Consider the following 14,225-nt stretch of genomic DNA (forward strand, 5'->3'; position numbering starts at 1 on the left):
TATCAATGATTCGTGGCGCTGCTTAGGCGCCGTGCCACGGCAGGCCGCGCACGCACCAGCCCTCCACCGTCTTGCGGTGATGATGATCGTCGCGGTTGCCTTCGAAGCCTTCGAGCACATCCATCGCCAGCAGGTAACCGTTTTCCGTCGCCACGCGCGCCGCGTGTTTCGAGCGGGCGGCGCTGCGGCACAGGAACAGCACCGGCGCGTCGGCCGGTACCCGGGCCTTCAGTTCAGCCACGAAGTTGGCGTTCTGGGCGCCGCCGGGATACGACATCCATTCGATATGGGCGAACTGCTCGTCGGGCAGATCCACGCCGCCCACCCAATCCAGTTCCGCCTGCGTGCGCACGTCGACCAGCACGGCCTTCGGCTCGGCCCGCAGCAGCGCATAGGCCTCTTGCGGGGTGAGGGCGCCGTAATAGGCGAGTTCGCCTTGCTGCTTGCGCGTCTGGGCGGCCTGGAGGAGTTCGTCTCGGGTAGTCATCTTCTGTGACGGAGTCAATAAGAATGGAGGGAAAGCGGGGGCTGGCCCGCGCAAGGGCAACAAGGCCAACGCGGCACTGGGAAGCCGGTTGAATCGGCGTTATTCTAGCGCGGCCATTGTGGCAGGCCCGAAAAATGTCCACGCAAGGCGCGGTGGTGGTGCCATGGAGTTGCACCTATATGGTGCCGAATTTCGAGGTGAGCACATAAACAGTGCAAATCCTTGGATTGCGCACCGTTATGGTGTTTGATTGGGGTGGGCGGCGTGCGCGGGCAGTGCACTTCGCCATGGCATCAAGTTGATTGGCTGGATTGCATGCAATCCGGTGTTTTCGCTCCGGTGCGCGCCAATCCAAGCCAGTGCACGTTTTTCGGGAAGTCGGGAGTCTGGCAGGCGGAAAGGTGGCTTCGGCTGGCACGCTTTCTGCTAACATTCGACGTCCCTTTTGGGGCGGTCCAGGTAGATGACCGCACCAACTTTGGCTTACCCACTTTCCCAGTTACAGCCCGAATTTCCAGGAGATAGGCATGGCGCAGAGCGTTGCAGATGTGATGAAGCTCGTGAACGAAAACGACGTGAAGTTCGTCGATTTCCGTTTCACGGATACCAAGGGCAAAGAACAGCACGTCTCGGTGCCGGTGTCGCACTTCGACGAAGACAAGTTCGAGAGCGGCCACGCCTTTGATGGTTCGTCCATCGCCGGCTGGAAGGGTATCGAGGCCTCCGACATGCTGCTCATGCCGGATTCGGGTACCGCCTACATCGACCCGTTCTACGAAGAGCCGACGCTGGTGCTGAGCTGCGACGTGATCGAGCCGTCGGACGGCAAGGGCTACGACCGCGATCCGCGCTCGATCGCCAAGCGCGCTGAAGCCTACCTGAAGAGCACCGGCCTGGGCGACACCGCCTTCTTCGGTCCGGAACCCGAGTTCTTCATCTTCGACGGCGTGACCTGGAACATCGACATGCAAGGCTGCTCGGTGAAGATCCAGTCGGAAGAAGCACCGTGGTCGTCGGGCAAGGAATTCGAGCACGGCAACAGCGGTCACCGTCCGGGCAAGAAGGGCGGCTATTTCCCGGTTGCCCCGATCGACACGTTCCAGGACATGCGTTCGGAAATGTGCCTGATTCTGGAATCGCTGGGCATCCCCGTTGAAGTGCACCACCACGAAGTGGCTGGCCAGGGCCAGAACGAAATCGGCACGCGCTTCAGCACGCTGGTGCAACGCGCCGACTGGACCCAGCTGCAGAAGTACGTGATCCAGAACGTCGCGCACACCTACGGCAAGACGGCCACGTTCATGCCGAAGCCGATCGTGGGCGATAACGGTTCGGGCATGCACGTTCACCAGTCGATCTGGAAGGACGGTCAGAACCTGTTCGCGGGCAACGGCTACGCCGGCCTGTCGGAATTCGCGCTGTACTACATCGGCGGCATCATCAAGCACGCTCGCGCGCTGAACGCCATCACCAACCCGGGTACGAACTCGTACAAGCGTCTGGTGCCGGGCTTCGAGGCGCCGGTGAAGCTGGCCTACTCGGCTCGCAACCGTTCGGCTTCGATCCGTATTCCGTACGTGTCCAACCCGAAGGGTCGCCGTATCGAAACGCGCTTCCCGGATCCGCTGATGAACCCGTACCTGGGCTTCTCGGCACTGATGATGGCCGGTCTGGATGGCGTGATGAACAAGATCCACCCGGGCGAAGCTGCCGACAAGAACCTTTACGATCTGCCGCCCGAAGAAGACGCGAAGATCCCGACCGTCTGCTCGAGCCTGGATCAGGCCCTGGAGTACCTGGACAACGACCGTGAGTTCCTGACCCGCGGTGGTGTGTTCTCGAACTCGATGCTCGACGCCTACATCGAACTGAAGATGGAAGAAGTCACGCGTTTCCGCATGACGACTCACCCGATCGAGTTCGACATGTACTACTCGCTGTAAGCCGAGTGAGTTGCCGGGTTGTGGCCGGGCAACAGTTGCACCAGGAAGGGGCGGCTTCGGCTGTCCCTTTTTGTTTTGCGGCCACGTTGATCGCTAGAATGGGGCTCTTTTCCTAACCTACATGTCGATGTTCATGGAAGCGATCTCGAGCAGGGTCTTCAGCAATGCCAGCGGCGCGTTGCCGCACCAGATGCGTGTGGGCTTCCCCATTTTGGTGATGGTCGCGGCCATGGCGTTGCCATGGGCCCAGCCTGCCGCCGCGCAGTCGTCCGACGTGTACATGTGCAAGGGCGCCGATGGCGTGCCCGAGTACCGCAATGGCAATCCTGGCAACAGCAAGGACTGCAAGCGGCTGAACCTGCCAGATGTGGTCACCGTACCCGGCTCGCGCGCCGGCGGCGCGTCTTCGGGCGGCAAGTCGGCGGCAGCTACGTCGCCGACCAGCTTCCCGCGCGTGGATAGCGCTACGCAAAAGAGCCGTGACAGCGAGCGCCGCACAGTGCTGGAAACCGAGCTGCAGACCGAGGAGGCCAGGTTGGCCGGCCTGCGCGCCGAGTACAACAACGGCGAGCCGGAGCGCCAGGGCGGCGAGCGCAATTATCAGAAGTATCTGGATCGCGTCGCGCGGCTTCGTGACGACATCACCCGTAGCGAAGCCAATGTGGCATCGTTGCGCCGGGAGCTTTCCGGCTTGAAGGATTGAGTGGAATGCGCCGCCTGATTCGTGAAGTTTCCCGCAAGGTAGCCGGAACGGACCGCAAGCCGGACGCCGGCGAGCCGGCCGATCGTGATGCGGACATCCTGCCGCTGGGCGGCGCGGCCCTGCATCCGGGCCTGGATGTGGTGGCCAACCCGGTGCTGCTGGTGCGCCAGCCGGGCTTGCGGGTGATTTACGCGAATCCGGCGGCGGAGGCCAGCTTTGCCGTGTCGCGCAAGGCCATGGTGGAACTGTCCCTGCCGGACCTGTTCGGGGCGTCGGAAGAACTCGACAGCATGTTCGAGACGGTGATGGCCCGGCAGGTGGACGTGCGCAGGCAGGACCTGGTCCTGCGGCCGCCATTGCAGGAACCGATGCACGCGCACGTGGTAATCGGTGGCGTGGAAGGCTACGCGAACACAGCGGTGGTCGAGGTGCTGCTCAACGAGCAGAAGGTGCGCAGTGACCGCGAAGAGCGCATTCTTGACCTGACCTCGGCGAACAAGGAACTGATCCGCAATCTGGCTCACGAGATCAAGAACCCCCTGGGCGGGATTCGCGGCGCGGCCCAGTTGCTCGAATTCGAGCTGCCCGAGCGTGCACTCCGGGAGTACACGCAGGTCATCATCAAGGAGTCGGACCGCCTGCAAACGCTGGTGGACCGCCTGCTGGAGCCGCATCGTCATCCGCACATCGTCTCGGACCTCAATATCCACGAGGTGCTGGAGCGTGTGCGCTCGGTGGTGCTGGCCGAGTTTCCTAACGGGCTGGAAATCGTGCGCGACTACGATGCCAGCCTGCCCGAATTGCGCGGCGACATGGAGCAACTGATCCAGGCCGTGCTGAACATCGTCCATAACGCCGCCCAGGCGCTGCACGAGCGTGTTGCGCGCGGCGATGCGCAGATCATCCTGCGGACCCGGGTGGCCCGGCAGGTCACGATCGCCAAGCGGCTTTTCAAGCTGGCATTGGATTTGCATGTGATTGACAACGGCCCGGGAATCCCCGAGGACATTCGCGAGCGCATCTTCTATCCGTTGGTTTCGGGCAGGGATGGCGGTAGCGGGCTCGGTCTCACACTCGCTCAAACCTTCGTGCAGCAACACGAGGGCTTGATCGAATGCGAGAGCAAGCCGGGCTGTACCGACTTCCGTATCCTGTTGCCATTGCACTAACCGCCCGATCGGCGAGACGGTGCGAGCGGCGCGGGGCCCTGCCATCAGCAGGGAATACGGGAGACCACATGACACCGAGCAGACAAGCGACGCACATGAAGCCGATCTGGATAGTCGACGACGATCAATCAATCCGCTGGGTCCTGGAAAAGGCCCTTGCCCGTGAAAGCCTGCTCTCCCGCAGTTTTACCAACGTGCGCGACGTGCTCGCGGCGCTGGAAGAGGACGAGCCGCAGGTCCTGATTTCGGATATCCGAATGCCCGGCGGTTCCGGCCTGGATTTGCTGCAGGCCATCAAGGCGCGGCATCCGGGCCTGCCCGTTATCGTGATGACGGCCTACTCGGACCTGGATAGCGCCGTGGCCGCGTTCCAGGGGGGCGCGTTCGAGTATCTGGCCAAGCCGTTCGATGTCGACAAGGCGGTCGAGTTGATTCGCCGGGCGCTCGAGGAAAGCCTGCGCGAGGAGGAAATGGACGATCGCCTGGTCGATGCGCCGGAAATCCTCGGCCAGGCTCCGGCGATGCAGGATGTGTTCCGCGCGATCGGTCGTTTGTCGCAATCGAACGTCACCGTAATGATCACCGGCGAGTCCGGTACCGGCAAGGAACTGGTGGCGCGTGCGTTGCACAAGCACAGCCCGCGCGCAAATGGTCCGTTCATCGCACTGAATACGGCGGCGATTCCCAAGGATCTGCTCGAATCGGAACTATTTGGCCATGAGCGTGGTGCGTTCACCGGCGCGCAGACCATGCGTCGCGGTCGCTTCGAGCAGGCCGAAGGTGGCACGCTGTTCCTCGACGAAATCGGCGATATGCCATTTGATTTGCAGACGCGCCTGCTGCGTGTGCTTTCGGATGGAAACTTCTATCGGGTGGGTGGCCACAATCCGTTGCGCGCCAACGTGCGCGTCATCGCCGCCACGCACCAGAACCTCGAGACGCGCGTCAAGGAAGGGCTGTTCCGCGAGGATTTGTTTCACCGTCTCAACGTGATTCGCCTGCGCCTGCCGCCGCTGCGCGAGCGGCCGGAGGACATCACGCTGCTGGCCCGCCATTTCCTGCAGAAGAGCGCGAAGGAGCTTGGTGTCGAAACCAAGCGCATGTCCGATGACGCACTGGCCTACGTCAGCACGCTGCCGTTCCCCGGCAACGTGCGCCAGCTCGAGAACCTCTGCAACTGGCTGACCGTCATGGCGCCGGCGCAGACCATCGAAGTCAAGGATTTCCCGCGCGAGATGATCGAGGTGGGGTACGGCGAAAGCAGCGTGTCGCCGATGCGTTCGTCGGGCGAGTCGAGGTCGTCGGGGGAGCACGAGGCTGCGGACGTTTCTGATTACGGCACGCATGCCACGGGCGAGGGCGACACGATGGTCGCCACAAGACCACCCATGGCCTCTTCGGCTACGTCGTCGGCGTCGGCATTTGCGGCGAGCGCCGTCTCGGCAAGCTGGGAAACGCTGCTGGCTGGCGAGGCCAAGTCGATGCTCGAATCGGGGCAGCCCGAAGTCATGGATGCGCTGACGCGGCGATTCGAAAAGGCGGTGCTGGAAGCCGCGCTCGGTGTCACGCGCGGACGTCGCGTGGAGGCAGCGACGCGGCTCGGCATCGGTCGGAACACCATTACTCGCAAGCTGCAGGAGCTTGGGTTCGACTGATCGCAGAGTCGTTGGTTTGTGGACCTGGATCGAGAGGCCTCGCGTTCGCGTGGCCTCTTTTTTATTTGATGGTTTTCTCTCAGGGGCTAACCGGCTCTGGCACGCTGTCGACGCGCAGCGACGGTAGCCAGACATCGGGACCCGGCGGCCGCTCGATCTTCCCCCGCGCCGTTACGCGTTTGCCCGTCAGCGCGCGAGCGTCCGCGATGGCAACGCCGCTCAGCTCCCAGAAAGTCATGTCACTGGTTTCGAGCATGACGGTCGGGAAGGGATCGTTCCCCTTGACGTAGATTTCACCCACCAACGTCTGGCGGGCGTCTGCCGGCGAGTTTGTCGCACATGCCGCGATGCTGATTGCGGCAAGCAGCGCGCCGAGGCTTGCTTTCATGCGGTGTCTCCGGAAATGCGGGGCCGCTGCGCAGCCCCTGCATTCACTATTGAACCACGACAGACAGTGTGGAGCCGGCAGGAACCTTCACGGTCTCGCTGTATGTGCCGCTCACGGCGGAACGGACGACCGGCAGGTTGGCGTATGCCTCGAGCGTGGCGGGTATCGATTGCGTCAGTGTCCGGACGGGCAGGAGCACTTGCGGATCGATCAGCGGAAGCGTGAACGGGCCGTCCAGTCGGTCCGGGAATCCAAAGCCGGCAGGGCTAGGGGATTTCATCAGCGCGCCCGAAGTTGCGCCGAACCGACGTAGTTGTTCTCCGAAGCTCGATTCCGGCTGCACCGAGCGAATGGCGGAGTCGAGTACGGCCACGGAGTTACTGCTGGTGTCGGTCAGCAAGTTCTTGTAGAAGTCGAGTCCGAGTTGTCGGTTCAGGAATCCGCCGAGCGAGCCGGAGACCGAGTAGCTGTCGCATGACGCGGCGAACGGTGTCCACGTAGTCAGGGCGCAGTTGTAAGAGCCGGCCTTGTAGCCAATGTAGTCCGGGAAGCGAACGTCGCGGATTGCGTTGTAGTTAGCGTCGATCGAGAGGCTTGCGAAGTCCTCCATCATCATGGCCGAAGCCTCTTCCAGCCACTCGTCGAAGCTGTACTTCGGCCCCTTGACCACCCCGCGACGGTAGAAGTTCTGCGCGTGCACAGCCTCGTGCGCCATGGTCAGCAGCATTGTCCTTATGCCATCTTCGCCGCCCAGATAGAGCGTCTCGGCATCCAGATACAGCGATACGGATTCGTTGCTGAATGGATTGGTCTTCGCCTCCTTCTTGATGGCGTTTCGTCCATAGAAGTAGCCGATCTCACCAAGCGGCTGCTCATTGTGGTCGAAGTTCAGGATGACGATATCGATCGGCTGTCCGGTGGCGGAGATCACGTCGAAGTAGGCGTGTGGCCCCCAAAGCGGGCCGCCCACGGACTTCAGCATGTCGTAGATCTTTCCTTGCGAGGCGAAGCTGTCTGCGAGGCGGGCAACGATCGCCGAACTTACCTTGGATGCATTGTTCTCCGACTCTTCAACCCAGAAGTTGATCGTGGTGCCATCGGAGGCCTTCAGTTGACGCACAAGCATGGCCGACCGCTCGGAATCGTCGGAGTGGTACCAGGTCCTCACATCATCCACCGCTGCGGGAGTCGGCTCGCTCGTAGCGGAATAGTAGGGCGTGCTGCCGCGTTTGCCGGCGAGCGCGACCCAGCCTTCACGGTTGAAGTCGGAAATGCGGCGCTTGGTTTCCTGTGTGTCGTTGTCCCACCGCAGCGCGCTTGCGACGATGCTTGGCATTTTCGAAGTCGTCAGCGAGATGTTCGGCATGGTCCGCGGAATGCCGGTGTGGTTGGTGAAGACTAGCGTCACATCCTGGCCCTTTAATCCCGAAATGCGAATTGGCATATCCACAGTGTCTGCAGTGGCATTGATGCCTTGCCAGATGCCCACCCCGGTCCCCGCGTAGGTGTCTGCATCGACGGCTCCGCAATCACTGCAGGCCGGTGTCATGACGTTGGTTGGCTTTGGCGGAGAGGGTTCTGGAGTCGAGGGCGCGCCGGACGTGGTCACGGGCTGCGAGGATTGATCTCCGTCGCCGCCGCCGCAGGCGCTCAGGGCGGTTGCCGCGAGCAGCACCATAGCAGCGCAACTCGCGCGCGGCGAGGTGCGAGATTTGTTCGTCATTGATTGTTCTCCTGGAGTATTGGCATTCCCACGCCGTTGCGGCGCAGCAATGTTTATACGGGCGAGAATCTGGAGATAGCTACCCGCTCCAGGAGAACTTCAGCGTTGCTTGACGATCGTCAGGCCAACTACCTCAGCCCTAACAACCTTTCCGCCATTTCGGCGAAACCTTCGCCACCGGATGCGTTGGTGACGTAGGCCGGTTTGTGCGGCAGCAGATGGAGGATGTCACCCACGTTGGCAACGCCGACTGACAGCGGGAAGTGGCCGAACATCGCGACGTCGTTGGCCGAGTCGCCGATGAACAGCCATTCGTCGCGATGGGCGTCGATGTCGTCACCGAGGAGTTCCTCTACACACAGCCGGCTCATCGATAGTTTGTCGTGGTGCCCAAACCATCCATTCACATGGATCGAACTGATCGTTGCTGTCATGCCAGCCTCGCGCATCATCTCGGCGATCCGGTCGACTGCCGGTTGCGGCAGCGGCGGGACGTCCTCGGCATGGTCGATCGCGAGATCGGCGGCATGCCAGGCCTGGTCCGATGCCAGCGCGCAGCCGGGGACCTCGCGCAGGATTTCCTGGCCGAGCGCGTGGATGCGAAACAGGTTGGCATCGCGCGTTTCCGCATCGTCCAGAAAACGGGTAACCAGCTTGCCATCACGCAGATGCGAGTAAAAGGCGCCGTTTTCGCCGATGATTGCGTCAACCGGCCACAGACGAGTCAGAATCTCCGCCCACGCGATGCATCGCCCGGTTACCGGAATCACATGCAGCCCGGCGCGGGTGAGACGATCCAATGCCAGATACGTGGCTGCGGGTAGGCGGCCATCGGTGGTCAGCGTGCCGTCAATGTCGGTCAGGATGCCGCGCACGCGGCGCAGGGCGGCGTCGGGCAGGGCGGAGAAAGGTTGGGGCGAGGTCATGGCGGCGAATTGTATCTGCGTCCTTGTTGCAAGGGCGATGGTTGCGCAGTGTCAATATGCCGCAACAATCTCTTCGGCAAGGCGGGTTTGCCCTGTTTGCCGTGACATAAGAGCGGCGTAACATGCCTGTCACAAAAAATGCATACAGTCGGTCGCTTTTTCAAAAAAATTGGTCGGACCGAACACAGCCTCAGGAGAAATGCCAATGTCTTTTCCACGCACCGCGTTGAAGTTCGCCGCCGTTGCAAGCCTGGCCTTGGCCGGTACGGCCCATGCCGCTGTTGAGATCCAGTGGTGGCACGCCATGCAGGGCGCGCTGAACGACAAGGTCAACGAGATTGCCGACAAGTTCAACGCCAGCCAGTCCGACTACAAGATCGTGCCGGTCAACAAGGGCAATTACGACGAGACCATGGCAGCCGGCATTGCGGCATTCCGCGCGGGCGGCGCGCCGGCCATCCTGCAGGTATTCGAGGTGGGCACCGCGACGATGATGAGCGCCAAGGGCGCCATCAAGCCAGTGTCGCAGGTGATGAAGGACGCTGGCGAGAAGTTCGACCAAAAGGCGTACATCCCGGCAGTGGCGGGTTACTACACGTCGTCGAAGGGCGAGATGCTGTCGTTCCCGTTCAATAGCTCGACGACTGTCTTCTATTACAACAAGGATGCCTTCAAGAAGGCGGGCATTTCCGCCCCACCCAAGACCTGGCCCGAGGTGATGCAGTACTCGGCCAAGCTCAAGGCGTCGGGCCAGAACTGCGCCTATACCACCGACTGGCAGAGCTGGGTGCACCTGGAGAGCTTCTCCGCCTGGCACAACACGCTCTTCGCCACGAAGAACAACGGTTTTGGCGGCACCGACGCGCGGCTGGTCTTCAATAGCCCGCTGCACGTGAAGCACATCACGAACCTGCAGGAGATGGTGAAGAAGGGCTACTTCAGCTACGGCGGCCGCAAGGCGGAGTCGCAGGCCAAGTTCTACAACGGCGAGTGCGCGATGTTCACGGGCTCGTCCGCATCGCTGGCCAATATCCGCAAGAATGCCAAGTTCCAGTTTGGTGTGTCGCAACTGCCGTACTACCCGGACGTGCCGGGCGCGCCGCAGAACACGATCATCGGCGGTGCATCGTTGTGGGTGATGGGCGGCAAGAAGGCCGACGAGTACAAGGGCGTGGCCAAGTTCTTCACGTTCCTGTCGCGACCGGAGATCCAGTCGGACTGGCACCAGGCCACTGGCTACCTGCCGGTGACGATGGCTGCGTATGAGATGACGAGGAAGTCGGGTTACTACGACAAGAACCCGGGTGCCGATGTCTCGGTCGAGCAGATGGTCGTGAAGACCACCGACAAGTCGCGCGGCGTGCGTCTCGGCAACCTCGTGCAGATCCGTACCGTGATCGACGAGGAACTCGAAGCGGTGTGGGCTGGCAAGAAGGAGCCGAAGGCCGCGCTCGACAACGCCGTGGCACGTGGCAACGAACTGCTGGAGCGTTTCCAGAAGACCGCCAGGGAATAATCCCCTGCGGTGATGGAGCTGAAGCGGGCGGCGGCACAATCGTCGCCCGTTTGCGTTTGTTTTGGGAACCCCCTCGATGGAAAAGCGCGTCGTCTTTCGCTCTCCGTGGTTGCCGTATCTGCTGGTGCTGCCGCAGATCGCCATCACGCTGATCTTCTTCTTCTTGCCCGCCGGGCAAGCGCTGTGGCAGTCGATGCTGCAGCAGGATGCCTTCGGCATCAATCTCGAGTTCGTCGGACTCGATAACTTCGTTACGCTGTGGAAGGACCCGCAGTACATCGAGTCCTTCCAGACCACTGCGATCTTCGCCATTGGCGTGACGGTGGTGGGTCTGTCCGTGGCGCTGCTGCTGGCGTACTTCGCCGATCGCGTCATACGCGCCGCCACTGGCTACAAGACCCTGCTGATCTGGCCCTACGCGGTGGCGCCTGCCGTGGCCGGCGTGCTCTGGATGTTCATGTTCAACCCTACCCTGGGCGTGGTGTCCTACGCGCTGCGCAAGGCAGGCGTGGACTGGAACTTCCTGCTCAACGGCAACCAGGCACTCCTGCTGGTGGTGCTGGCGGCCGCATGGAAGCAGGTCAGCTACAACTTCCTGTTCTTCCTGGCCGGGCTGCAGAGCATTCCGAAATCGCTGATCGAGGCCGCTGCCATCGACGGCGCGGGCCCGTGGAAGCGCTTCTGGTCGATCGTGTTCCCGCTGCTGTCGCCCACCACCTTCTTCCTGCTCGTGATCAACATGGTCTACGCCTTCTTCGATACCTTCGCGATCATCGATGCGGTGACCCACGGCGGCCCGTTCAACTCGACGAACACGCTCGTCTACAAGGTGTTCCATGATGGCTTCCGAGGCATGGATATTGGTGGCTCGGCCGCACAGTCGGTGGTGCTGATGGTGATCGTGATCGCGCTGACCGTGGTGCAGTTCCGATTCGTGGAACGCAAGGTCCAGTATTGAGGAGCCAGCCATGGTAGAACGACGTCCCGTACTCGACTTCATTACCCACCTCGTGCTGATCGTCGGCATCGCGGTCGTGGCATTTCCGGTGTACCTGACCTTTGTCGCGTCGACGCTGACGGCCGAGCAGGTACTCGATGCACCGATGACGCTGATCCCGGGCAGCCATCTGATCGAAAACTATCGCACCGTGCTGTTTCAAGGCGTGGGCGAGGCCGCTTCGCCGGTCTCGACCATGATGAAGAACAGCCTGATCATGGCGTTGGGCATTGCGCTGGGGAAGATCGCGATTTCGATCATTTCCGCCTTCGCGATCGTCTATTTCCGCTTTCCGCTGCGCAAGACGTTCTTCTGGATGATCTTCATCACGCTGATGCTGCCGGTGGAAGTGCGTATCCTGCCGACCTACAAGGTGGTATCTGACCTCGGCATGCTGGATAGCTACTTCGGCCTGACGATTCCCATCATCGCGTCGGCCACCGCCACGTTCCTGTTCCGGCAATTCTTTCTGACGATCCCGGATGAACTGGCCGAAGCCGCTCGCATCGACGGGGCCGGACCGCTGCGATTCTTCTGGGATGTGGTGCTGCCGCTGTCGCGCACCAGCATCGCCGCGCTGTTCGTGATCCAGTTCATCTATGGCTGGAACCAGTACCTCTGGCCATTGCTGATCACCACGCAGAAGTCGATGACGCCCGTGGTGGTGGGCGTGACACAGATGATTTCCCGCTCGGGCGATGCCGCTACCGATTGGAACCTCGTGATGGCCACCGTGATGCTGGCGATGATCCCGCCGGCGGTGGTGGTGGTGCTGATGCAACGCTGGTTCGTCAAGGGCCTCGTGGAAACGGAAAAATAAGGTCATTCCATGGCAAAGCTGTCTCTTCGCAACGTTCAGAAAACCTATGCCGGGGGCACGCAGGTCGTGCACGGCATCGACATGGAAATCGCCGACGGCGAGTTCATCGTGATCGTCGGGCCGTCCGGCTGCGGCAAATCCACGCTGCTGCGCATGGTGGCCGGCCTCGAGACGATCACCGGTGGTGAGATCCATATTGGCGACAAGGTCGTCAACGATCTGGAGCCGGCCGCGCGTGATATCGCGATGGTGTTCCAGAACTACGCGCTCTATCCGCACATGAGCGTGTACGACAACATGGCGTACGGGCTGAAGATCCGCGGGATGTCGAAGAGCGAGATCGAGCAGCGCGTCAAGCATGCGGCCGGCATCCTGGAACTTGCGTCGCTGCTCGACCGCAAGCCGCGCGCATTGTCCGGCGGACAACGGCAGCGCGTGGCGATGGGCCGTGCGATCGTGCGCGAGCCATCGGTGTTCCTGTTCGACGAGCCGCTGTCGAACCTCGATGCCAAGCTGCGCGTGCAGATGCGGCTGGAGCTAAAGGATCTGCACCGCCGGCTCAAGACGACCAGCCTCTATGTGACGCACGATCAGGTGGAGGCCATGACGCTGGCGGACCGCATGATGGTGCTCAATGGCGGCCGGGTGGAGCAGATCGGCACGCCGCTGGAAGTCTATGCGCGACCGGCCAGCACGTTCGTCGCCGGCTTCATTGGCTCGCCGCCGATGAACCTGGTGCCGGTGGCGCGGAACGGAAGCGGGCAGGGCGTGGCGCAAATGCGGGTCCAGCCCAAGGACGGGCAGGCGGCGGCAACGCTGGGACATCTGCCGATGGGGCTGCATCTGCCCGAACAGGCGCTGATGGGATTGCGTCCCGAACACATCGAGCCTTGCGCCGTGCACGAGGCCATCGCAGAGCTGGATGTGAGGGTGGTGGAGGCGCTCGGCGCGGATTCGTTCGCGTACGGATCGCTCGGCGGCCAGCCCATCGTGGTCAGGCTCGACAGCCAGACGCAGGTGCGTGCCGGCGACAAGCTGCCGATTACGGCGTCGGCCGAGCATCTGCATTTCTTCGACGAGCAGTCGGGCAAGCGTATCGAGGCTCAGGCATGATGAATTGGCCCTATCCCCGCTTTATTGCCCATCGCGGCGCGGGCAAGCTGGCTCCCGAAAACACGCTGGCTGCGTTTCGGCACGGCGCGTCGTTCGGCTACCGGATGTTCGAGTTTGACGTGAAGCTGTCTGCCGACGGCAAGCCGATCCTGATGCACGATGCGACGCTGGATCGCACTACGACCGGCAAAGGGCGTGTCGATGCGCTGACGCTGGGTGAACTGGCGGCGCTGGATGCTGGCGGCTGGCACAGTCCCGCGTACGCGGGCGAGCCGGTGCCGACGCTGGCGGCCATTGCTCGCTATACGCAGGCCAACGGCTTCATGGTCAATATAGAGATCAAGCCGGTGCCAGGGATCGAGTATCGGACTGGTGCCGCAGTGGCGCTTGACGCACTTTCACTATGGAAGGGAGCTGGCACGCCGCCGCTGCTGTCCTCGTTCTCGGAAGTGGCGTTGGAGGCCGCGCATCAGGTGGCGCCAGACCTCCCGCGTGCCTTGCTGCTGGATACATTGCCTGCCGATTGGCTCGAGCGGCTGCGCCGGCTGGAATGCGTGGCGCTCGACGCCAACCACCTTGAACTCGATGCCGCTGTCATCGGCGCCGCGCATTCGGCCGGGTTCAAGGTGCTCTGCTACACGGTCAACGACCCGGCGAGGGCAGCGAACCTGCTGTCATGGGGGCTGGACGGCTTGATCACCGATGCGGTCGATCAGATCGCGCCACAGTCCTGAACAGTCCGTCTTGTTTTGCATCACGAAAAGTCCCTACGAGTCCAGGGCAAA

General features: G+C 62.1%; 13 protein-coding genes. 9 read left to right on the forward strand and 4 right to left on the reverse strand.

Annotated elements, in window-relative coordinates:
• Positions 1-22: 22 nt before the first annotated feature.
• Entirely contained in the window at positions 23-487 is a 465-nt protein-coding gene (locus RN01_RS14020; RefSeq protein WP_017511816.1) for a rhodanese-like domain-containing protein, read from the reverse strand.
• 527 nt (positions 488-1,014) lie between these two features.
• Here RN01_RS14020 and RN01_RS14025 point away from each other — a divergent pair.
• The 4 genes from RN01_RS14025 to ntrC all read left to right on the forward strand — a co-directional run bounded on the left by RN01_RS14025 (position 1,015) and on the right by ntrC (position 5,957).
• The gene (locus RN01_RS14025) at positions 1,015-2,430 is read left to right on the forward strand and encodes a 3-hydroxylaminophenol mutase (RefSeq protein ID WP_011516773.1); all 1,416 of its coding nucleotides are present in this window, start codon (positions 1,015-1,017) and stop codon (positions 2,428-2,430) included.
• Positions 2,431-2,659: 229 nt separating this feature from the next.
• Positions 2,660-3,133, forward strand: coding sequence for a DUF4124 domain-containing protein (locus tag RN01_RS14030; RefSeq protein ID WP_223277353.1), 474 nt, complete (start codon positions 2,660-2,662; stop codon positions 3,131-3,133).
• Between the two features lie 5 nt (positions 3,134-3,138).
• Positions 3,139-4,302, forward strand: a complete 1,164-nt coding sequence (gene glnL / locus RN01_RS14035; RefSeq protein ID WP_011516771.1) for a nitrogen regulation protein NR(II) — start codon at positions 3,139-3,141, stop codon at positions 4,300-4,302.
• A gap of 95 nt (positions 4,303-4,397) precedes the next feature.
• Positions 4,398-5,957, forward strand: a complete 1,560-nt coding sequence (gene ntrC / locus RN01_RS14040; RefSeq protein ID WP_017511813.1) for a nitrogen regulation protein NR(I) — start codon at positions 4,398-4,400, stop codon at positions 5,955-5,957.
• Between the two features lie 79 nt (positions 5,958-6,036).
• Here the strand turns inward: ntrC and RN01_RS14045 are convergent, their stop codons facing one another.
• From RN01_RS14045 to RN01_RS14055, 3 genes are all read right to left on the reverse strand, one after another.
• Positions 6,037-6,345, reverse strand: coding sequence for a hypothetical protein (locus RN01_RS14045; RefSeq protein WP_017511812.1), 309 nt, complete (start codon positions 6,343-6,345; stop codon positions 6,037-6,039).
• Between the two features lie 46 nt (positions 6,346-6,391).
• Entirely contained in the window at positions 6,392-8,068 is a 1,677-nt protein-coding gene (locus RN01_RS14050) for a hemagglutinin (RefSeq protein ID WP_024570142.1), read from the reverse strand.
• Positions 8,069-8,196: 128 nt separating this feature from the next.
• On the reverse strand, positions 8,197-8,994 hold the full coding sequence (locus RN01_RS14055; RefSeq protein WP_017511810.1) for an HAD-IIB family hydrolase: 798 nt from the start codon (positions 8,992-8,994) through the stop codon (positions 8,197-8,199).
• Between the two features lie 205 nt (positions 8,995-9,199).
• Between RN01_RS14055 and ugpB the strand changes: the two genes are divergently transcribed.
• The 5 genes from ugpB (at position 9,200) to ugpQ (ending at position 14,174) form a co-directional block, all read left to right on the forward strand.
• Positions 9,200-10,510: a sn-glycerol-3-phosphate ABC transporter substrate-binding protein UgpB gene (gene ugpB / locus RN01_RS14060; RefSeq protein WP_011516766.1), complete on the forward strand. Its 1,311-nt coding sequence runs from the start codon at positions 9,200-9,202 to the stop codon at positions 10,508-10,510.
• A 76-nt stretch (positions 10,511-10,586) separates the two neighbouring features.
• Entirely contained in the window at positions 10,587-11,468 is an 882-nt protein-coding gene (ugpA, locus tag RN01_RS14065; RefSeq protein WP_011516765.1) for a sn-glycerol-3-phosphate ABC transporter permease UgpA, read from the forward strand.
• 10 nt (positions 11,469-11,478) lie between these two features.
• Positions 11,479-12,327: a sn-glycerol-3-phosphate ABC transporter permease UgpE gene (gene ugpE, locus RN01_RS14070; protein ID WP_008644254.1), complete on the forward strand. Its 849-nt coding sequence runs from the start codon at positions 11,479-11,481 to the stop codon at positions 12,325-12,327.
• A 9-nt stretch (positions 12,328-12,336) separates the two neighbouring features.
• Positions 12,337-13,440 (forward strand): sn-glycerol-3-phosphate import ATP-binding protein UgpC, encoded by a 1,104-nt coding sequence (locus RN01_RS14075; protein WP_017511809.1) that lies wholly within the window; start codon positions 12,337-12,339, stop codon positions 13,438-13,440.
• Positions 13,437-14,174, forward strand: a complete 738-nt coding sequence (ugpQ, locus tag RN01_RS14080) for a glycerophosphodiester phosphodiesterase (protein WP_024570143.1) — start codon at positions 13,437-13,439, stop codon at positions 14,172-14,174. The genes RN01_RS14075 and ugpQ overlap by 4 nt, the downstream gene beginning before the upstream one ends.
• Positions 14,175-14,225: the final 51 nt, after the last annotated feature.

The organism is Cupriavidus sp. SHE (genome assembly GCF_000812445.1).
Lineage (GTDB): Bacteria > Pseudomonadota > Gammaproteobacteria > Burkholderiales > Burkholderiaceae > Cupriavidus > Cupriavidus metallidurans.